This is a genomic window from Paenibacillus methanolicus, from assembly GCF_008124765.1.
Taxonomy (GTDB): Bacteria; Bacillota; Bacilli; order Paenibacillales; family Paenibacillaceae; genus Paenibacillus_Z; species Paenibacillus_Z methanolicus.
Window position 1 is genome coordinate 411,667 of sequence record NZ_VNHS01000008.1, and the last position, 19,947, is coordinate 431,613.

The 19,947-nt window shown below is 56.6% G+C and carries 22 protein-coding genes and 1 pseudogene; 8 read left to right on the forward strand and 15 right to left on the reverse strand.

The features are described from left to right. Positions 1–79 precede the first annotated feature (79 nt). The 3 genes from BCM02_RS22165 to BCM02_RS22175 all read right to left on the reverse strand — a co-directional run bounded on the left by BCM02_RS22165 (position 80) and on the right by BCM02_RS22175 (position 1,818). Positions 80–676, reverse strand: a complete 597-nt coding sequence (locus tag BCM02_RS22165; RefSeq protein ID WP_148931312.1) for a hypothetical protein — start codon at positions 674–676, stop codon at positions 80–82. A 281-nt stretch (positions 677–957) separates the two neighbouring features. Then, entirely contained in the window at positions 958–1,161 is a 204-nt protein-coding gene (locus BCM02_RS22170) for a hypothetical protein (protein WP_148931313.1), read from the reverse strand. 111 nt (positions 1,162–1,272) lie between these two features. Continuing rightward, positions 1,273–1,818 (reverse strand): hypothetical protein, encoded by a 546-nt coding sequence (locus BCM02_RS22175; RefSeq protein ID WP_148931314.1) that lies wholly within the window; start codon positions 1,816–1,818, stop codon positions 1,273–1,275. A gap of 46 nt (positions 1,819–1,864) precedes the next feature. Here BCM02_RS22175 and BCM02_RS22180 point away from each other — a divergent pair, with 46 nt between their 5' ends. From BCM02_RS22180 to BCM02_RS22205, 6 genes and pseudogenes are all read left to right on the forward strand, one after another. Beyond that, positions 1,865–2,104 carry a spore germination protein gene (locus BCM02_RS22180; protein WP_148931315.1) on the forward strand — a complete coding sequence of 80 codons (240 nt, stop codon included), beginning with the start codon at positions 1,865–1,867 and terminating at the stop codon, positions 2,102–2,104. Beyond that, complete coding sequence (locus tag BCM02_RS22185; RefSeq protein ID WP_148931316.1) at positions 2,101–2,310, forward strand: spore germination protein GerPB; 210 nt, start codon at positions 2,101–2,103, stop codon at positions 2,308–2,310. The genes BCM02_RS22180 and BCM02_RS22185 overlap by 4 nt, the downstream gene beginning before the upstream one ends. A gap of 26 nt (positions 2,311–2,336) precedes the next feature. Then, positions 2,337–3,155, forward strand: a complete 819-nt coding sequence (gene gerPC, locus BCM02_RS22190) for a spore germination protein GerPC (protein WP_148931317.1) — start codon at positions 2,337–2,339, stop codon at positions 3,153–3,155. After that, positions 3,152–3,322: pseudogene (locus tag BCM02_RS22195) on the forward strand (hypothetical protein); the annotation flags it as partial. The gene gerPC and the pseudogene BCM02_RS22195, both read left to right, overlap by 4 nt. 74 nt (positions 3,323–3,396) lie before the next feature. After that, the gene (locus BCM02_RS22200) at positions 3,397–3,843 is read left to right on the forward strand and encodes a spore germination protein GerPE (RefSeq protein WP_148931319.1); all 447 of its coding nucleotides are present in this window, start codon (positions 3,397–3,399) and stop codon (positions 3,841–3,843) included. 135 nt (positions 3,844–3,978) lie between these two features. After that, positions 3,979–4,107: a sporulation protein YjcZ gene (locus BCM02_RS22205; protein WP_148931320.1), complete on the forward strand. Its 129-nt coding sequence runs from the start codon at positions 3,979–3,981 to the stop codon at positions 4,105–4,107. A 78-nt stretch (positions 4,108–4,185) separates the two neighbouring features. Here the strand turns inward: BCM02_RS22205 and BCM02_RS22210 are convergent, their stop codons facing one another. From BCM02_RS22210 to BCM02_RS22240, 7 genes are all read right to left on the reverse strand, one after another. After that, positions 4,186–5,931 carry a PucR family transcriptional regulator gene (locus tag BCM02_RS22210; RefSeq protein ID WP_187434349.1) on the reverse strand — a complete coding sequence of 582 codons (1,746 nt, stop codon included), beginning with the start codon at positions 5,929–5,931 and terminating at the stop codon, positions 4,186–4,188. Positions 5,932–6,265: 334 nt separating this feature from the next. Beyond that, a complete protein-coding gene (glgA, locus tag BCM02_RS22215; RefSeq protein ID WP_148931322.1) occupies positions 6,266–7,726 on the reverse strand; it encodes a glycogen synthase GlgA in 1,461 nt (486 codons plus the stop codon). 42 nt (positions 7,727–7,768) lie between these two features. Continuing rightward, positions 7,769–8,881, reverse strand: a complete 1,113-nt coding sequence (gene glgD / locus BCM02_RS22220) for a glucose-1-phosphate adenylyltransferase subunit GlgD (RefSeq protein WP_148931323.1) — start codon at positions 8,879–8,881, stop codon at positions 7,769–7,771. Then, positions 8,878–10,044 (reverse strand): glucose-1-phosphate adenylyltransferase, encoded by a 1,167-nt coding sequence (locus tag BCM02_RS22225; protein WP_148931324.1) that lies wholly within the window; start codon positions 10,042–10,044, stop codon positions 8,878–8,880. The genes glgD and BCM02_RS22225 overlap by 4 nt, the downstream gene beginning before the upstream one ends. A gap of 119 nt (positions 10,045–10,163) precedes the next feature. After that, complete coding sequence (gene glgB, locus BCM02_RS22230; RefSeq protein ID WP_148931325.1) at positions 10,164–12,119, reverse strand: 1,4-alpha-glucan branching protein GlgB; 1,956 nt, start codon at positions 12,117–12,119, stop codon at positions 10,164–10,166. Positions 12,120–12,522: 403 nt separating this feature from the next. Next, positions 12,523–13,026, reverse strand: coding sequence for a GNAT family N-acetyltransferase (locus BCM02_RS22235; RefSeq protein ID WP_187434350.1), 504 nt, complete (start codon positions 13,024–13,026; stop codon positions 12,523–12,525). A gap of 123 nt (positions 13,027–13,149) precedes the next feature. Next, positions 13,150–14,079, reverse strand: a complete 930-nt coding sequence (locus BCM02_RS22240; protein WP_148931327.1) for an ArsR/SmtB family transcription factor — start codon at positions 14,077–14,079, stop codon at positions 13,150–13,152. A 193-nt stretch (positions 14,080–14,272) separates the two neighbouring features. On the opposite strand from BCM02_RS22240, the gene BCM02_RS22245 reads away from it, so the two are divergent. Together BCM02_RS22245 and BCM02_RS22250 are read left to right on the forward strand one after the other, a co-directional pair. Further along, positions 14,273–15,439, forward strand: coding sequence for an iron-containing alcohol dehydrogenase (locus BCM02_RS22245; protein WP_148931328.1), 1,167 nt, complete (start codon positions 14,273–14,275; stop codon positions 15,437–15,439). A gap of 36 nt (positions 15,440–15,475) precedes the next feature. Beyond that, on the forward strand, positions 15,476–16,303 hold the full coding sequence (locus BCM02_RS22250) for an aldo/keto reductase (RefSeq protein ID WP_148931329.1): 828 nt from the start codon (positions 15,476–15,478) through the stop codon (positions 16,301–16,303). Between the two features lie 104 nt (positions 16,304–16,407). Here BCM02_RS22250 and BCM02_RS22255 read toward each other — a convergent pair whose 3' ends face one another. From BCM02_RS22255 to BCM02_RS22275, 5 genes are all read right to left on the reverse strand, one after another. Continuing rightward, positions 16,408–17,304: a helix-turn-helix transcriptional regulator gene (locus BCM02_RS22255; protein ID WP_148931330.1), complete on the reverse strand. Its 897-nt coding sequence runs from the start codon at positions 17,302–17,304 to the stop codon at positions 16,408–16,410. A gap of 107 nt (positions 17,305–17,411) precedes the next feature. Next, entirely contained in the window at positions 17,412–17,918 is a 507-nt protein-coding gene (locus BCM02_RS22260) for an SRPBCC family protein (RefSeq protein WP_148931331.1), read from the reverse strand. 36 nt (positions 17,919–17,954) lie between these two features. Next, positions 17,955–18,776, reverse strand: a complete 822-nt coding sequence (locus BCM02_RS22265) for a metallophosphoesterase (RefSeq protein WP_148931332.1) — start codon at positions 18,774–18,776, stop codon at positions 17,955–17,957. A gap of 223 nt (positions 18,777–18,999) precedes the next feature. Continuing rightward, a complete protein-coding gene (locus tag BCM02_RS22270) occupies positions 19,000–19,461 on the reverse strand; it encodes a GNAT family N-acetyltransferase (protein ID WP_148931333.1) in 462 nt (153 codons plus the stop codon). Further along, positions 19,458–19,940 carry a GNAT family N-acetyltransferase gene (locus BCM02_RS22275; RefSeq protein WP_148931334.1) on the reverse strand — a complete coding sequence of 161 codons (483 nt, stop codon included), beginning with the start codon at positions 19,938–19,940 and terminating at the stop codon, positions 19,458–19,460. Before BCM02_RS22275 ends, BCM02_RS22270 begins: the two co-directional genes overlap by 4 nt. Between the last annotated feature and the right edge of the window lie 7 nt (positions 19,941–19,947).

The following is a 19,947-nucleotide window of genomic DNA, read 5'->3' on the forward strand; positions in this document are numbered from 1 at the left end:
TTGTGAACGATCAACAAAATAAGCTCCCGGGGCTGGAAACCCGGGAGCTTATTCGGCTTTGCGCATGCGCGTAACCGGACTACAACTCAAGCTGGATCATCTCGATTCGCAGCGTGCCCAGACGTTCCTTCGATGCGGCGACGATCTCCTCATGTCCCTCCGTTATCGCCTCGTGAAGGACGGACAGCTCGTAATCAAGCTCAAGCCGCAGCACTGCCGCGCGTTCCTCTGCCCGCTTCGATTGAAACGCCTGAATCACTTCTTCGACGGTCACGTACGGTTTTTTCTGATAAATGATTCTGTGTTCCATGCCGGACACCTCCACAAGTCGAATAATTTCGCCAAACATGATGCTTTCAATGACGATTTGCCGGTCTTTAAAACGCTTGACGACGGCGTGGCCCCTGGAATCGTTGATAAGCTTCTCGATGAGTTCGGACAGTTTCTCGTCTTTGATCACATAATCGCCCACTATTTTATAGCGGCTGCGAACCCGTTGAAACCGGAGCTTCACGAGCTTGCGTCCGCTGCGGACCGAAATAAGAAAGTAGACATCCGTCTCGCTCCAATAGAGCGAGTACCCTTCCTGAATTAAATCACGAATCAGATTCTGGATTTGCCGGCGGTCGAATCGCAGTTCCAAATTGCAGTACTCCACCTCGTAGCTCTTATTCACGGCAACCCCTCCCTCTTCCGATGTCTAAGTTTTCTGAATATTCTCTCTTATCAATATCTTATACTCCATCTTATGTTCTGGCAACTTGGATTATTGACTATTTTTAAACCGTTCTCAGCGAATTGAATAAAATGCCCAGCTTGCGGGCGAAACCGCTTTCGTTTTCGTTATCGTCCGTGCACATTCCCGTAAAGAAGACCTGTAATTCGCAATATAAGAAAACCGCCCGAATCCGTCGCAAGCGACGAACCGGGCGGTCCGAAATCCAATATTTATGTACGCTACAAAAACCACTGGTTCAGGACGATCCCGAACGCGACGCCGCTCACGAGCGCACCGGCGAAGCTGAACGCGCCATTGCGGAATCGCTGCTGGAACATCTGAAGCACCCCGAGGCTAAGCAACGAAAAGATAAGCAGAATAAACAGCGCTCCCGTCACGAACAAGCTGGCGGATACATTGCTGACATCGACCGTCAAAGCCAAACACTCCCTCTTCTTTTTAGGACATCTTCTTGCATTATACGGGATTCGTCGCGATCCCGCCAGCCGCAACTTTTCCGCTCGAACGCCCGTTATCGCCGCCGTCATCGGCATTCAGCCGCGTTTGACGATGCCCACGTCTGCCACCTTTTTGCGGCCAGTCCGTTTAAGCATTTTTACGGTTAGCGCATTGCCTTCCAATATCGCCGTGGCACGGTCCGGAAGCACCAGAGTCGGAAGCTTGACCGTTTCGCTTTTGCCTCCGGGCAGTCCGTCGATGCGCATTTTATCCTCTCTGACCAGCACGCGCAAGCGGGACAGATCGGCCCCTGCATCCACCGGATACACGACCGTCACATAACGCTTGGTCTCCGAGACGTCCGCCACGCCCGTCCCCAACGCGCTTCCGACGGCAGGCAGCGCCTTGGACACCATGCCGCGCACATAGTTCTCCACCCACGACGGATCCCGGAACAAATCGAAGCCCGAGGGGAGTTTCTGCCCCTTCATCCACTTCTCCAGCTCTTCCCACTGCGACGCCACCTGCGCCCACCTCCTCTGCTGGCTATATCGTATGCGTCCCGCCCAGAACCGGTTACAGTCGTCTTCGTCCGCCACATCGCCGGGAAAGGGAAGGAACGTCTGGGCGAATGCCCGCATACGATGTAATATCCATGATCGCATTTTATAAAAGGAGTGACCCTGTATGCCAGCAGTCGTCGGTTTCGTCAATATCGTCAGTCTCGGGGGCAGCTCGATCGTTCAGTTCGGCGACTCGGTCCAAATGTCGCCAAGCAGCAACTCCAAAACGTATGCCGGTTCCGGCTCGTTCCTGACGGGCAGCCTGAGCAATTCCAACAACGCCGTGAGCGCGACTAGCACGCTCGACCCGGATCTGATCGACAACTCCTCCAGCGAGGTCGGCAGCGGAGTGAACGTCGTATGAGCATGACGGTTCACCAGCATATTACGATTCACCAATTACGCGTGGACAGCCTGACGAATTCGTCGGTCCTTCAAATCGGGACGTCCGGTTCAATCCGCTCGTTATCCCAGTTGTACAACAGCGGCGGCTTCACCGGCCCCGCTCCCCAGCTCGGACAAGGACAAGAAAACCCGCTTTCCTTCGTCCCGCTGCCGAATCCCGCCTAAGCCAATGAAGACCGGAGGTGGCCCCAATGCAAACCCCGAGCGGTCCCGCGCTGACGCCATGGCAGCTGTGCATGGGACTATCCGAACGCGTACAGCTTCAACAACGGCAGTTATTCGAAATGCAAGGCAAGCTGCAGGAGCAGCAGCAGCTCATGACCGAACTGCAGCGCCAGCTTGACGAGCTGCGCGTCCGCCTGCAAGCGGCGGAGAACCGGCCGGTCTACCATATCGAGAAGATGGAATACGCCTTCGACCAGCTGAAGGTCGAAAAGCTCGACGGCACGCTGAACATCGGCATGACGCCGCCGAACGAAGAATACATCAAAGAAATCGGCCAACTCGTCATGCCCGGCGGGCTTACCGCACCCGGCAAAACGCCGTCGGCATCCGGAGATTCTGCGACGAGCGGACCGAATCAATTCCCGGCAATGGGCGCCACGAGCGGCCCCGGCGCGACTGCCCCTCAGCCGCCGTATCCCGAAATTCGGCAACAGGTCGATACGTATTTGAACCAGACCGCGCCGCAGAAGCTCGCGCAACTGGAGAACGAATACGGCCTTCCGCTCGACCCGTACCATCGCAGGCTCATCATCGAGGATATTCGCAAGCAGATGTCATCTAGGGTTCAATATTATATTCAACAGACGGCACGCGCGGCCGCGGGCGTATCGGGAGAAAGCGAATCGCCATCCTCCGGCAATGCCGCGCAGTCCCCGTTCTCCCAACAGCAAGCCGCTCTCGTGCTGGCTAAGACCACCAGAGATATCGACGCCGCCCTCCGCGCCTATATGGACCAGCTGCGCGGAGGGGCGGCTGGCGCCAACCAAGGGGGAGATCCTTTATGAACTTGAAGGTAATCAATCATTCGCTCTACGTGGGAAGCATCGAAATGACCGCCGTGGCCAGCTCGTCGGTCTTTCAGATCGGTGACACGGAGCAATACTCCCTCTATTCGATGTTCGATACGCCGCCCGAATCCGTCGTCGTAGGTCCGATCGCGCCTCTAGGGCCTCCCGAAGACGCGGATGAAGCCGAAGGAGAATCTTCCGTTTCGCTCGCGTCGAACGAAGCGATCACGGTGAACCGATGAACGATTATCCGGTCCGCGTCTCCCATCTCGGCAAGATCAACATCATCAGCGCGAGCAGCGCGTCCATCGTGCAGTTCGGCGATCGGGGCGAGGTTAACGCGAAAGTACAGGCGCTGGCCGTGCAGCGCCAACAGCGTCACAGCCGGCGCCGCGAAATGTTCTTCGAATCCTACTCGGTCTTCTCGCGCCCGCTTCCGGCGATCATCGAGCCGACGAACGAATTCACGGACGTGAACATGTCGGTCACGAACGTGCAACCGAGAATATGCGTGGACAGCGTCGGCATTATTGCCGTTAGCTCGTGCGGGATGATCTTCGTCGGCAACGGCCTAACCTCGACCTCGGAAACGCGCGTGAAGCACATCCGGCAGTTTAGCGCCGCTCTCCCGCTCCCGCCGATCGGCGGCCAATGTCCGACAAGTCTGCCGCCTAGCGGACTGTAGCGCGTTCCCGCGTAGGCGATCGCGTAAATTCCGCGCAACCCGTACATTCGTCCAGACGAAATCGATCCCCGCACATATAGTAACAATGTGATCAGGAAAAAATCACAACAACAAACGACATAGGAGGTATGTACAGTGGGATACCCTGTAGCAGGCGTTAACACGGGTTGCGGTCCGGTCGGCGTTTTTGTAGGGTCGGCCATCGGAATCATCCTTGTTCTCTACATTTTGCTGGTCATCGTTCTGCGAGGCGGGCTGTACTAGCACCTAGCAGACCATACGAAAGAGAAAGAAGCGCTGCCGGAGACGGCAGCGCTTCTTTCCGAGCAGCTATTCGGTTCGTTACCCTTGCGCGCCCATCCGATACATCTTGATCGCCAACTGAAGCTGCAGGCGGACTTCCGCGTTATCCAGATCCGCGCCCAGCAGCTGGCGCGCCTTCTCCAACCGGTACACGACCGTATTATAGTGCGTCTCCAGCATCTCCGACGTCAATCGAACGTTGCCGTTGCTGCGGAAGAACGCCTCGAGCGTCTCCATTAGACTCCCGCCCTTGCGGTCAGCCAATAGAATCGGTTCGATGTACCGTTCAAGCACGGCATCCCATTCTTCCCCCCGCGGGACGAGATAGAGCAAGCTGTAGATGCCCAGATCTTCGTAGCGCACAAGCTTACTGTTCAAGCGGCAAATAGCCGCTACTTGTTTGGCCCGCTTCGCGGCCGTTAAGCTCGCGTACAGCTTCTCCGCGCTCCCTTGCTTGCCCACATACATATAGAACTCCCGGTCGCCGCAGATCGTCTGCAGCTCCGCCATCAACTTCGCGTCGGCCTTGCGCTCGCCGGGCATGACGAGGACAAGCTCGCGCTCGTAGACGCCAGCAAAGATTGGACCGTATTCGGGGAAGACCGACGATGAGATCCGATCGGCCGCCGCTTTCAGCGTCTGCTCGCCGGCCTCCTCCAGACCGACCAGCGCCGCCGTGAACGGCCGGTCGATCGAAATGCTGCTCCCTACCGCTTCCGCGCGAAGACGGATGTCCGTCCTGCTCGCCAGACGCCCGCTCAGCCAGTCGATCAAGAAATTTTCCGTATATTTGTTCTTCGCCTCGCGAAGCGCCTCGGAGTTGGACAATTCCAATCCGGCCAGGGCATGAAGCCGATCCATCGTCAGCGCGTCGACGGACGTGACCGTCCGCGCCGATCCGATCAGGATCAAGTAGGCTGAGGCCGGCATAGCGGGAGAAATATCCGAAACGTACAGCTGACCGGCCGGTTCATCCCCCATAACCGATTCATCGTGCATCAGCCATTCTTCCGGATAACGGTATCCGCGTCCTTTCGAGGTTAGCGCCGCTTCCTCGAATAGCCAGTCTCCGGCGACCACGGTCTCGGATGTCTCCGGGGCTTCCCGCAGCCGCCGCGAATAAATCGGTTCTTTCCCTTTCCTCACGATGGCTAACGGATTGCCGAACAGCGATTCCAAATGATCCATGAACGAGATGATGCCGCTGCCGCCCGACAGCATGCGGCTGACCGACTGCACGCGCTCCTCGATCGCGGCGAGCTGCGCCGACTCTTGTTCGATAACGCTGCCGAGCAGTTCGCGCTTGATCGACGTGAATTCCGCTTCCTTCGGAAGCACGATAAGCGGCAGCCGGAACCGCTCCGCTAGCTCGATCGCTTCCTGCGGCAGCGGATCCTTCTCCGCGCTGAGACGGATGCCTAGCGCCGACGCGCCTCGTTCGGCGAGCGCCTCGACCGTCTCCACGTAACGCTCGGGATGATCCCGCAGCAATCGCCCCGTCGTCATGACGAGCTCACCAGGCCTCACCCAGTTGATGTCTTCCAGCAATTCGATCGCATTGATCCGGTTGACCGCCCCGTCAAGCCCTTGCGCGCCGGCAACCAGCGCGCTGTCGCGAATCAAGCCCGATTCGATAAATTCCGAAACGGTGAAGACCACTCCGTCTCTTCTCGGTTTTACGTTCTCATATGAAAAGGGACCCTCCGACCCGAATCTCGCGTCCAGATCCATGGGCGCACGTTCCCCGTCTTCCGACAAGGACGCCATCCGTTTCGTCTCCGCCATGAACCGATCCCTCATTTCATACCATTTGTCAGTTTTCATAACACATATCTAACGTATAAAATCTTTTTTACATTGTAACGCATTCCGTTTCGATTGTCTTTAGTTCGCGGGCATAAAGTTTCGGCGGATTTTCATGCACGCGAGCAGCGGCACACCCCAATCTGACTTTCGCCGGATTTTGCAGCGCGTCTTTCATTCCTGAAGGAGCGCAAAAACCTAGACCTTTCAAGAAAATCGCAAAAAAAAGAGCAGCCGTTCGGGCAGCTCTTCGCATAAGCACTTATGAAGGCATGAATCTTATTTCATATCCAAACGCAAGATCGATTACCATCGTTCAATTAACGCCAGATAGCTCCGCAGCTTTCCGCCGGCCAGCAAGCTCCTGGTAGAGCGCCATGTAAGCTTTAGCCGATTTCGTCCAGCTGTAATCTTCCTTGACGCCGTTCGAGATGATTTTCTCCCATGTCTTCTCGTCCCGATACAGTCCGAGCGCTCTACGGATCGTGAACAGCATATCGTGGGCATTATATGACGCGAAGCTGAATCCGTTCCCTTCGCCCGTCGCTTCCTCGTAGGACTTCACCGTATCCCGCAAGCCACCCGTCTCGCGGACGATCGGCACGGACCGATAACGCAAGGCCAGCAGTTGGCTAAGTCCGCACGGCTCGAACAAAGACGGCATCAGGTACATATCGCTGCCCGCATAGATCCGGCGAGCCAAGGAATCGTTGAAGCCGAACCACGCTTTGATTTTGTCCGGCCGACTCTCCGTCGCGTGGCGGAAAATCCCCTCGTAATGCGGATCGCCCGAACCAAGCACGACCAACTGAACATCTTCGTCCAACAGCTCTCCGAGCACGGCCGCGACCAAATCCAAGCCCTTCTGATCGACTAGACGCGAGACGATGCCGATGAGCGGCGTGCTCTCCGACTCCGGGAGCCCCAGTTCACGCTGCAGCGCCAGCTTGTTGCGCCGTTTCTTCGCCAGCGAATTCCGGAAAGGCGTAACGAGGGCCGGATCGTTCATCGGATCGAACGATATCGTGTCGATACCGTTCACGATGCCGGCCAGATCGGCGGCGCGATGCCGGAGCAGCCCGTTCAAGCCTTCTCCGTATTCGGCGGTTTGGATTTCGTCCGCATAGGTTGGACTGACCGTCGTCAGCTTGTCCGCATATTCGAGCGCGCCTTTCATCATGTTCGCCGCGCCATAATACTCTAATCCGCGATAACCGTAGATCTCATCCCCCATGCCAACCAAATCCATCAGCTGCTGCGTGCCGAGCACGCCTTGATACTTCAAGTTGTGGATGGTAAACACAGTTCCGATCGATGCCCATTCCGCGACATGCCCGTACTTGGTTCGCAGCAGGTAAGGCACGAGCGCCGTCTGCCAATCATGGCAGTGAAGGATATCCGGCGGCGTATCCATGAACCGCAGCGCTTCGATCACGGCCAGCGAGAAGAATACGAACCGTTCGGGATCGTCGTCGTACCCGTATAATCCGCCGCGCTTAAAATAATATTCGTTGTCGATAAAATAGTGCGTGACGCCCTCGATCTCCGCCTTTAGCAAGCCGCAGTACTGCCGCCTCCAGCCCACCCACACCGTAAACGTCGCCAAAGGAATCATCTGCGTCGCAGCGCTTTCCGGTATAGAGCCATACTTGGGCATGACGACCCCCGCGTCAACGCCGCGTTCTTTCAATGCTTTGGGCAGAGAGCCCGCGACATCCGCGAGCCCTCCCGTCTTCGCCAGCGGCACAGCCTCGGATGCGACGAATAACAGTCTCATTGCGTTTACCTCCTACCATAATCCTAATTCACCCGCGCGAGTTCAGATGACTTTTCGCTTGCCTGCAAGAAACGGCACCGACTCCGCCCCTCGCAGCTCGCGAAACGGTTCGATTCGCACGTCTTTATCCAAAATCACCCGGTCCAACACGCAATTCTCGCCGATCACGCCATTTTGCATCACGATGCTGTTGCGGACGACGGCCCCCTTCGCCACATGAACGCCGCGGAAAATAATGCTGTTCACGACCGTCCCTTCGATAATGCTGCCATTGGCGATTAACGAATTACTCGTCTTGGCGCCGCTGCAATAGCGAGCCGGCGGTTCGTCTTTGACTTTGGTAAAAATCGGCCCCGGCTCAAAGAAAAGACTGCGCCAAACATCGGGACGAAGAAGCTCCAAGCTATTTCGATAATAACTTTCGACCGTGTTCACCACGCCCAAATAACCGTCATAGAGATAACTTCTCACGTTCAACTCGTCTAGCCTGCCCATGATCGCTTGCCGAACGAGATGATCCTTCCCTTGCGCGAGCGACGAATCGACGATCTCCATGAGCAGTTCTTTCCGCATAATGTACATTTCCATCGACACCAGGTCGCTGTCAAGGCGGCCGTAATGATCTTGGATGCCCGTGATTCGCCCCGCACCGTCCAAGCTGACCTTACGCGCCGTCCCGCCGAGCAGATCGCTTTGCACTTTGCAGACGACCGTGATGTCCGCGCCAGTCTCGACATGCTGTTCCAGCACAGGGCCGAAGTCAACGTTGCACACCATGTGACTGCGGGTGATGACGACATAATCCATGTCGCTGCGGTTGAAATAATCGCGATTCTGATAGAAGTGGAATAAGTCCCCCCGGCGCACTTCGTTGCCGTCGTCCGTCAATGGAGGAAGCACGAACAGTCTGCTTTGGCGGTGATGGAGATCCCAGTGCCGGCCCGAGCCCAGATGATCCATGAGCGATCGGTATTTGGTATGGGCGAATACCGCGACTTTGGATATGCCGGAGTTGACCATGCTGGAGAGCGCGAAATCGACGAGCCGGTACCGAGAGCCGAACGGCACGGACGCCGGGCATCTGAACGCGGTGAGCGATTCCAATTCGTCTGATTCGTGAATGAGATTAATGACGCCGAGCAAATTGCGGTTCATGGCTGCTCCACCTCCTGCAAGGAATGACTAGCGGTCACGCATTCGTCGCTGCCGATCACGGTAATCGTCTGAACATCCGGACTGCCGATCGTGACGCCGTCGCCGATGATGGCGCCTTCGCCGACGATCGCCCTGTATATCCGCACGCCGCGGCCGATCCGCACGTTCGGCATAATGACCGAATCGTCGATCCGCGTGTTCGCCCCGCACTGTACGCCATGGAACAATACCGAACGCTCGACGCGCCCTTCCACGACGCAACCCTCTGTCACCAAGGAGCTAACGATATCCGCCTCCGGCCCCGCTACATGACCCGGACGATTCGGATTGACGGAATAGATCCTCCACTGACGGTCGTTCAAGTCCAGCGCCGGTTTCTCCGCCAGCAAATCCATGTTCGCTTCCCACAGACTTTCGATCGTGCCGACGTCTTTCCAGTACCCTTGGAATTGATAGGAGTGCAGATGCATGTTATCTTGCAGCATGGCCGGGATAATATCTTTGCCGAAATCGTTGCCGGACAGCCGGTTAGCTTCGTCGCGGATCAAGTATTGCTGGAGAACCGTCCAAGAAAAAATATAAATGCCCATCGAAGCCAGGTTGCTCGTCGGCACCTTCGGCTTCTCCTCGAACGAGGTGATCTTGCCGTCGCCCGAAACGTGCATGACCCCGAAACGGCTAGCCTCCTTCCATCCCACCTCGATGCCCGCGATCGTGACGTCGGCGCCCGTGCGCTTATGTTCGCGCAGCATGAGATCGTAATCCATTTTATAAATATGGTCGCCCGAGATAACGAGGACGTATTCGGGATCGAATCGGTCAATAAAGCCCATGTTCTGATAAATAGCATTGGCCGTCCCTTTATACCACATGCCGCCCTTCTGCTTGACGTAAGGCGGAAGCACGGCCATGCCGCCGTCTCTGCGATCCATCCCCCACGGGCTGCCGATGCCCAGGTGGGTATTCAGGACAAGCGGCTGGTACTGCGTCAAGACGCCGACCGTATCGATGCCCGAATGCATGCAGTTGCTAAGCGTAAAATCAATAATGCGGTATTTTCCTCCGAAAGGAACGGCTGGCTTCGCCAGGTCTTTCGTCAGCACGCCGAGCCTCTTGCCTTCTCCGCCGGCGAGCAGCATCGCGATCATTTCTTTACGGCCCATGGTCAACTCTCCCCGCTTGCGACATTCGGTACGCTATTCCGCCATCTGTTGACCGCAGGCTGCCGCAGTGAAAGCAAGCCTCCCGTCCTCATGCTGCCGGTTATGCCCGCCGCCGCTGATTAATTGGATAGAAGCACTCTCTTATTGGATCGTCCTTTCTTACGGACGGGCACCAACCCTTCATAGTGGAACAATTGGAACGACAGCGGCGGCACGTCGATCGCGATGCTGCACGGCCGGCCGTGCCAAGGCGTCTCCTCCGCTTCGGCGGCGCGTCTCCAATCCGTCGAAGCGCCGCCGAATTCCTCGCCGTCGCTGCTGAGCGCAAGTCCGTATCGCCCCTTCTCCGGAACGCCGACCCGATAATCCCGATAATGACGGGATGAGAAATTGCAGACGACCACGGAGAACCGCTCGGGCGCAAGGCCTCTGCGTAGGAAGACGATCATGCTCTGCTCCGCATTGTTAACATCCACCCACTCGAATCCGGCCGGATCGCAATCCCGCTCCCACAGCGCTCCCTGACCGGCATAGGCCGCGTTAAGCGACTGCACGTAGTCATTCATGCGCCGGTGCGCGTCATAATCGAGCAGCATCCAATCCAGCGACTCGGCATCTTTCCACTCGTCGTATTGCCCCCATTCTCCGCCCATGAACAGCAGCTTCTTACCCGGATGCGTCATCCAGTACCCGTAAAACAACCGCAGCTGCGCGAATCGCTGTTCGTAGCTGCCGGACATTTTGTTGAGCAGCGAACGCTTCCCGTGCACGACTTCGTCATGGGATAGCGGAAGGACGAAATTTTCGGAGAAGGCATACATCAGCGAGAAGGTGATCAAATGGTGATGGCGGCTCCGTTCCGAAGGATCGAGCGCCATGTAACGGAGCATGTCGTTCATCCAGCCCATATTCCACTTGAAATTAAATCCGAGCCCGCCCATGTACGTAGGAGCCGTGACGGCCGGATAAGCCGAGGAGTCTTCCGCGATCATGAGCGCGTCCGGGAAGTAGTGAAATACCGTTTCGTTGAGCCGCTTCAGAAACACGATCGCGTCGGTATTCTCCGTGCCGCCGTGTTCGTTAAACGTCAGCAGCTCGGGCGGTTTGTCGAAGTGCAGGTCGATCATGCTGGCGACCGCGTCGACGCGAAGACCGTCAATATGATAAACATCCATCCAGAAGATGGCGTTCGAAATCAGAAAACTTTGCACTTCCGTTCGGCCGAAATCGAACGCAAGCGTTCCCCACAGCGGCTTCTCTGCCCGCTTCGGATTCGCGCCCTCGTAGATCGGCGTGCCGTCGAACAGCCGAAGTCCATGATCGTCCTTACAGAAATGACCGGGTACCCAATCCAGAATGACGCCGATTCCCCGCTCGTGGCACCGATTGACGAACAGCATCAGCTGCTCCGGCGTCCCATAGCGGCTCGTCGCCGAATAATAGCCCGTCACTTGATAGCCCCAGGATTGATCAAGCGGATGCTCGGTCAATGGGAGCAGTTCGACATGGGTATACCCCATTCCGACCACGTAATCAATTAATTCGTCGGCCATTTCCTCATAAGTGAGAAAATCTTCTTTGCCTTTAATTCGCCAGGATCCGAGATGCACTTCATAAATAAGCATCGGCTCTTGATAAGGGCTGGCTTCCTGCTGCCGCCGACGCCATAAGTCGTCCGTCCAACGGAACCGCGTTAAATCCGCGACGACGGAAGCGGTGAGCGGCCTCCTCTCCGACTGGAAAGCATACGGGTCGGCCTTCAGCAACCGCCCGCCGGAAGGCGTCTGAATGTCGTACTTATACAGCGCGCCGGGCTCGATGCCGGGTACGAAGAGACTCCACACGCCCGTCTCTCCTACCTTCTCCATGGAATGCCCCGCTCCGTTCCAGTCATTGAACGAACCGACGACATGAACGGAACGAGCGCCTGGCGCCCAGACCGCAAACCTGACGCCGGACTCGTCGCCCAGCCGGATCGGATGGGCCCCCATCGTGCGGTAGCTATGAAACAAATCGCCTTGATTGAACAAATACAAATCGCGCGCGGACAAACCGATCGATGCGGTATGAACCATGAAGCCAACCCCCTCGGCGGAAGATCTTTGTTATGACTATGTAAAATAAGTTGACGTGATTTGCGCGGTTTCTTACATTATACACAGGAGCGCCGATGTTGGCACTCTATTTTCTGAAAATTTAGATTGTTAAATGCCGTCCCATTGCGAGAGCTATGACTCTCCCATATATACGTGCGGGTTTACTGTTTTCATGCGCCGAAAAAATCAGCATCCGCAGCAAAAAATCCCCTGCGTGCCGGGGGATTGTCGCGAGTCTGCCATCGTTCTAGCCAAATGGCAAATCGTAATGTCCATTACCCGACTCCGCAACGCTTGAAACCCGAATCTATGAAAACAGGGTTGGTTCGCCTGTTGCAGCTAACCTTTCACCTTAATGTCATTCTAAGGTCTGCTCCCGGCATCAACGCGCGTGTTTCCCGAAGTACTCCGCCTCGCCGATGGTCATCGCCAGCAGCGCCTCTTCCAGATCGCCTCCAACGGTCCGTTGTCGCGCCGGCTCTTCGTAAAAGCCAACGCTAACGTATAGATTCCGCGCGCGTTCGTTGCTTGCCCTCACATCCAACCACAGCCGCTTTTTATTGAGCTCGCGAAAGACGAGGCCCATGATCAGCTTCAGCGCTTCTTTGCCATACCCTTTGCCTTTTTCTCCCACGACCAGTCGGATCAGCTCCATCTCGTCCGATTCCGGTTGAAAGCCTGCCGCGATCATATAACCGATCGGTCTGCCCGACAGATTCTCGATGACGATGTGCAGATGACGCTCGCTCCGTACCGCCGCCATGTGCTCTTCCGGTTCCCATTGATGAACGAACCGTTCGTTATCGGGATGGCGTTCCATTTCGAGAATCGCGCTTATGTCCTGCGGATGCGTTCGCCTTAGCAGCATGCGTTTCGATCTTGTCAACGAATCCCTCATGGTCATCCTCCATTCTGTTTAAGCTTCGCAACGTGTCTTGAATACACATTCGCCCACGATCCTTATATTTCCTGTCTGGCGCTTTGTTAATATATGCAAAAAAAGACCGGCTTAGGAGCCGGTCTCCGCGTTGTTATGATGGTCGTACCACAAATTCACTTCAATGTCCTGATCGTAATTGCCGAAGCCGCTTCCGAAGAGCGATACCCCGCCGCTATGCCGTGCCGTGTCTAAGCTTGCGATCCGCAGCCTCAGCTCCGCTCCCGGGCGAATATCGAGACCTTCGATCGTCATCCCCGACGTTCGCACGCCGTCGATGAACGTACCGCTGCCGTCTACCCGGACCGTCTTGAGGCGTCCATACTGCGTCTTCGTCCACCAGTGCGGCGTAAATTTGCCATGGGGACTCGCGAACTCGCCGGGACACGTCCAGGTTCCGAGTTCTCGGCCGTTCACCGTAAACGTAATATCCGACGGCGTCTCGGACGTCGAACAAGGCGCATCCGAGCAGATCTCGGTCGTGATTTCGAGCATGCATGGACGTTCGCCCCGAACGAGGTAATTGGGTATTCTATACTCCACGTACCCTCTGGCAAACCACAGCATGCGGGCATTCATTCGCTCCGGGTCGCCGAAGTAACGGGGATCGTCGCACATGCCAATGCGTTTCGCGCCCGATACGAGCCCGCATGGCGGCGACACCTGATAGTCGGCATATTGCCCGACCGGCACGACGGTACGATGACACCCGGGCACGTGCGTTTCCTCCGGCCGCTTGAAATTCAGCGTCGCCTCGCCTAGCTGGAGTATGCACAGCTTCTGCATGCCTCGGGTCGCCGGGACCAGCTCGCTGCGGATGATCCCCGCTTCCTCGAGCATTTGGATATGCCGGGTTACGATCGGCGGCTGGATGCCAAGCGCCTCCGACAAGCCTTTGATATTGCGGGACTGCTCTCGCAGCAGTTCGATGATCCGCACCCGCGTCTCCGACGAGAAACATTCCAGAAATTTCATGTTAGCCGTACTGACCTCGATGTTCATTGCGCCCGTCTACCTTCCGTTTGCTTGAGATAGTCCAATTATATAACCTGCAAGTTAATCAAATCAATAGATTAATAGCTTAGAAGGCCGCCTTACTTGACTCTCCTCGCCGTAATGACTAAAATGATGGACGTACCGCATCATATTCTTGTTTTCATTAACTTTTGGAATAATTAAATAGGAGGTTGTCCGCATGAATCCATTCTCGTTCCGCAATCCGACGGCTATCTTTTTCGGAGATGGCTCATTAAGCAAACTAAGCGAGCAGATCGGTCAGTACGGCAAATCGGTTCTGCTTGTATACGGCGGAGGCAGCATCAAAAAAAGCGGGCTGTACGATCGCGTGCTGGAACAATTGAACGCGGCTGGCGCATCGGTGGTCGAATTGTCCGGCATCGAGCCGAACCCTCGTTTGACGACCGTCAACAAGGGCATCGAGTTGTGCAGAACGCATGGCGTTGAATTTATTCTGGCCGTAGGCGGCGGCAGCGTCATCGACGCTTCCAAGGCCATCGCCGCCGGCGCGAAGTACGAAGGCGACGTGTGGGACTTCCTCGACCGCAAGGCGGCCGTGCAAGACGCGCTGCCGCTTGGTACGGTGCTGACACTCGCGGCCACCGGCTCGGAGATGAACGGCAGTTCCGTCATCACGAACTGGGAAACCCAGCTGAAACGCGGCTTCGGCAGCCCTCATGTTTATCCGCGCTTCTCGATTCTCGATCCGACTCTTACATATACCGTGCCGCGCGATCAAACCGTGAACGGCGTCGTGGACATCATGTCCCACGTATTCGAACAATACTTCAGTCTGACGACGGACACGCCGCTCCAAGAGCGGCTGTGCGAGTCCATCCTCCAGACCGTCATCGAGAATGCCGAAATCGCGCTGGAGCAGCCCGAGAATTACGCGGCGCGCGCTAATATTATGTGGTGCGGCACGCTCGCGCTGAACGGCGGTTTGATCAGCTTGGGCATGACGAACGACTGGGCGTCCCACGGCATCGAGCACGAGATTAGCGCGATCTATGACATCCCGCACGGCGCCGGCTTGTCGATCGTGTTCCCGAACTGGATGAAATACGTCTACGATGCGCGTCCGGACCGCTTCGCGCAGTATGCCGTTCGCGTCTGGGGCATCGATCCGGCGGGCAAATCCGAGGACGAGCTGGCCCTCGCCGGCATCGAAGCGACGCGCGCGTTCTTCACCAAGATCGGCGCCCCGGCGACGCTGTCGCACTATAACATCGGCCGCGACAACCTCGATCGCATGGCGGAAGAAGCCGTGCGTTTCGGGCCGATCGGCTCGTTCAAGCAGTTGAACAAAGAAGACGTCAAAGCCATCTACGAACTTAGCCTTTAATATCAGCCTATTATCCAAATTAGGAGGATGTAAACAATGGTTACTTCGATCAAAGATACCGCCACGCTCCGCAATGGCGTTCGCATGCCTTGGCTCGGCTTCGGGGTCTGGCAAATCAGCGACGGCGCAAGCGTCGTCGAATCCGTCAAGAACGCCATCGAAGCCGGCTACCGGAGCATTGACACCGCCGCGGCATACCGCAACGAAGAAGGCGTCGGACAAGCCATCCGCGAAAGCGGCGTCGCCCGGGAAGAGCTGTTCATCACGACGAAAGTGTGGAACGCCGATCAAGGCTACGAATCGACGCTGGCCGCGTTCGAACAAAGTCGCAAGCTGCTCGGCCTCGACTATTTCGACCTGTACCTGATCCACTGGCCGGTGAAGGGCAAGTACAAGGAGACGTGGCGCGCGCTGGAGAAGCTCTACGCGGACGGTCTCGTCCGCGCGATCGGCGTGTGCAACTTCCAGATTCACCATCTGGAAGATTTGAAAGACGGCGCAACGATCGTGCCGATGGTGAACCAGGTCGAATATCACCCGTTGCTCGCCCAGCTTGAACTGCTCGAGTATTGCCGCGCGAACAACATCCAGCTCGAAGCTTGGAGTCCGCTCATGCAGGGCAACCTTGATCTGCCCCTATTGGCCCAGATCGGCGAGCGCTACGGCAAATCGCCGGCGCAAGTCGTGCTCCGCTGGGATCTCCAGAACGAAGTCGTCACCATCCCCAAATCGACGACGCCTTCGCGTATTCAGTCGAATGCCGATATTTTCGACTTCGTGCTCGCGCAAGAAGACATGGACCGCATTACGGCGCTGAATCAGTCGAAGCGGTTCGGTCCGGATCCGGATAACTTCAACTTCTAATCTCTACGCGCATGTCGATCATGCGCAAAAACAAATAGGCTGCTCCCGCCATTCAACAGAATTGGCGGTAGCAGCCTATTTCTTTGCCCGTGCAAGCGCGGCATTTAATCCCCATCCGCGCGCAGACGAAGCATTTCTTTGGGCAGCGCGCTGCCGGTATACTTCTTCCGGTAAGACAGCGGCGTTACGCCGACGTGGTCGGCGAACGACCTCGAGAAATGCGGCGTTTGTTTAAAGCCGGTCTCTTCGGCGATTTTGGCGATTGGCCAGTTGGTTTTGAGCAGCAGCAGTTTGGCCTGATCCAGCCGATATGCAACCAAGTACTGCTGCGGGGTACAGGCAAACACTTCGTTCATGCACCGGGCGATATAATTCGGATGCAGCCCGAGCACGTCGCCGAGTCTGCGATTCGTCACGGCATCGCGGTAATTCAGCTTCAAGTAGGCTGCCGCCTCTTCGGCCACCGCGATCGGCGCTCTGGCTGCGTCGCTGCGCCACCCTTCGTCGAAGAGCTGAAGCAGGTGAAGGAACCACTGTTGTCGCTGCCAGAACGCGGCGTGACTCGTTCCCTTGGCCGCTTCATGGAGTTTGCTGAACAACGAGACCGCCTCGTCCGGATACGCAAGCGTCATCGATTTCGGCAGACGGATCGCATACGAGTAATAGTCCCCCCGCAGCGCGCCGGCTTCTCCATCCTGGACTTCTTCCCATTGGCCAGCCGTTTGAAAGTGAACCCAGTCGAATACCGTTTCTTCAAAGCATGGACCGGTCGAGTAATGCCAGCGATCCGGACGAAGAATGAGCATTTGTCCCGGTTTAAGCGTCCACACGCGGTCTTCTTCCCCTACATGCAGCGTGCCGCTATGTACGAACAGCAGATCGAATACGCCCAGATTGCAGCGGTTCGGATGCTCCCAGCCGGGGGCGACCCGACTTCGGTTCGATTCGATAAAATAAGGAAGCGGCGGTGATAAAAACGTTAGCAGCGGTTCGGGCGACAAGCGGTTGACCTCCAGTAATCATGTGCATCTATAATACGTTTGCGCTTAGCGCCCGTTTATTTTAACAAACAACCGCCTGACGCGAAACCCTATTTTCCGGTCGAAAACTAAGAAATTAACGCAGGTGGGGTGTAATCCCGCTGCCCAGCTTTCCCCTCGCTCGCCCATCGTTCGGCCGTCTCTTGAATGCATCGATTCCGCTTCGATAGGAAATCAGTCATATACCGTTTTAAGAAAAGCCGATCCGCTAGCATGCCGAGCACGCCGAGCGGAGATTCATAGTCGAACGTATCTTCCATTAACGTCCCGCCTTCAGACGGCGCGAACCGATGCTCATGCCAGAACCGTTTAAACGCGCCGGCCTCCATCTCGTCTACGAACCGATACGGACGGTCAAACTCGGTAATGACCGCGGTCAGCCGCTGTTTCACGCCAAAATGGACCGCTTCCCACGTGACTGATTCGCCGAGCTCGATCATCCCGGACGTCCTGCCCGCTACCGCGCGCTCGCGAGTCTGCGAAGCGGACACCATATGCAGATCGATGCTTCGCGCCGCATCGAAACATATCTCAAGCGGCGCGCGAATATGCAGCCGCATGCGAATGACAGGCATGGCTTCTCCTCCTTTGGCTGCCTATGTTGTTCTCGATCATACGAAGCCCATGACGGTTAATTCCGGCCGGCAGAAAAGACGGATCGGCAAGCCGGTCGTGCCGATTCCTCGCGTCGTATACAGCGGCATCTTGCGATCGCCGAGCCAATACAGACCGGACACGTACTTCTTCCCGGCCGGCGGCGTCGCGAGCGCGCTCAGGAGAGGCAACCGCACTTGTCCGCCGTGACTATGTCCGGACAGCTGCAATTTGACTTGCGGGTACGATAAGGCGCACACATCCGCGATATCCGGCTCATGAATAAGCATTATAACCGTATCGTCTTCGCTCGTGTCCCGAAGCGTCAGCGGCAGATCCGGGCTGCCGTTCAAGTAATCGTCCGTTCCTGCCACGATGAACCGCCGGCCCTCGCGCTCGACGGCAACTTGCTCGTTAATTAGAAGCTTAAACCCGCTCTCGGCCCAGAAGTCCACCACTTGATTCACCTCGTGACGCGAATCGTGATTGCCTAGTATCGCGAACTTGCCATACGGGGCTTCAAGCGATTGGACAATGGATAAGCAATTCATCAGATCATCCGGCACGCTGTCGACCAAATCCCCGGTGAAGCAAATCAAATCGGGCTTGAGCCGGTTAATCCGCTCCGCCAGCTCGACGAATTGTTCCCGCCCCCAATAAAACCCGTAATGAATATCGCTAAAATGGACGAGCCGCAGCCCTTGCAGCGGACTTACGCCATCGCCATCGCCAAGCCGCAGAGACACGTTCGTGACTTCAAGCCAGCCGCGTTCGAAGCCAAAGCTATATAAAGGCGTACCAACCGCTCCGAAAAGACCGATCCCCGCGATCCATTTCATGAATTGCCTTCGCGTTATTTTCCGGTGTCCAGCCATGTCTCTCTCTCCGTTTCCCCATCCGGCGTTGCCGCTTTCGCCTAAATACAGATTATTTCTCCTTTAGACGATTTAGCCTCCGGGTTAGCTCTCGTCTTCCTGTAGTTGGCCAAGCCATGAAACGACAGCCCGCCGGCAGCGGCCTGCTATAGGACGCGCGAATCCGGCGGGCTGTCGTCTGTTGCGGTTATGTTACATGCCCTTTCTCCATGCAGACGCTCAATGGATCATCGGCGTAAGGCCCAAAATTATCGATGCGCGCATACCCATGCTTCGCGTACAGCGCGATCGCCTCCGGCTGCTTGACGCCCGTCTGCAGACGCACCCGGCGGCAGCCGCGCTCCGACGCGGTACTTCCGAGAAACCGCAGCAGCTCGCCGGCGACGCCTTTCCTGCGGAACGGCTCATCGACGAAAAACCGCTTAAGCTCGGCGAAATCCGCTTCTATCGGCCGTATCGCGCCGCAGCCTGCCGGCTGGTCATCGACATAAATAACCGCGAACGAAATTCGGTCGATCAACGGATCGGATAAGTCGAGACCGTGAATGGCCGAAGCTTCGTAGCGGGATAACAGATCCGCATCCAGTTTGCCGATCAATTCGGTTAAATGCGGATGCCGCGCGTCTACGATTTGACAGTGCAGATTCATGACGGGTCCAACCTTTTCTCATAGATCACGATGTCTTTGCCGTCCGGCAGCCGAGCGGGTCCCGTTTCGACGCATCCCTGCTTCGTCCAGAAGCGGCGGGCCGGCTCGTTCTCTACGATCGCGCCCAGCCGATAAGCTTGAACGCCGCGCTCGCGCATCAGCGTCTCGTATTGGCTCAATAACGCCTCCCCGATGCCTCGGCCTTGCTCTTCTTTCCGTACAAGGAGCAAGCCAAGCCATGGATACCCATCGCGCGGATTGCGCATGAGAAAGTCGAGTATGCCGACGAATGTCCCGGCGGCGTCACGGGCCAGATAACGCTCCGCTCCGATTATGGCCGCTTGTCGAAGCTCTTCCTCGATTTCCGGATCGGTAAGTAGTTCTTTGTCCTTCGAGACCCGATTGTAGTAGGGGTCGGAATTCATTATGCCGCGCTCTTCGGCGATATGATCCAATCCGGAGCGAACGAGTGTAAACATGGGGGAA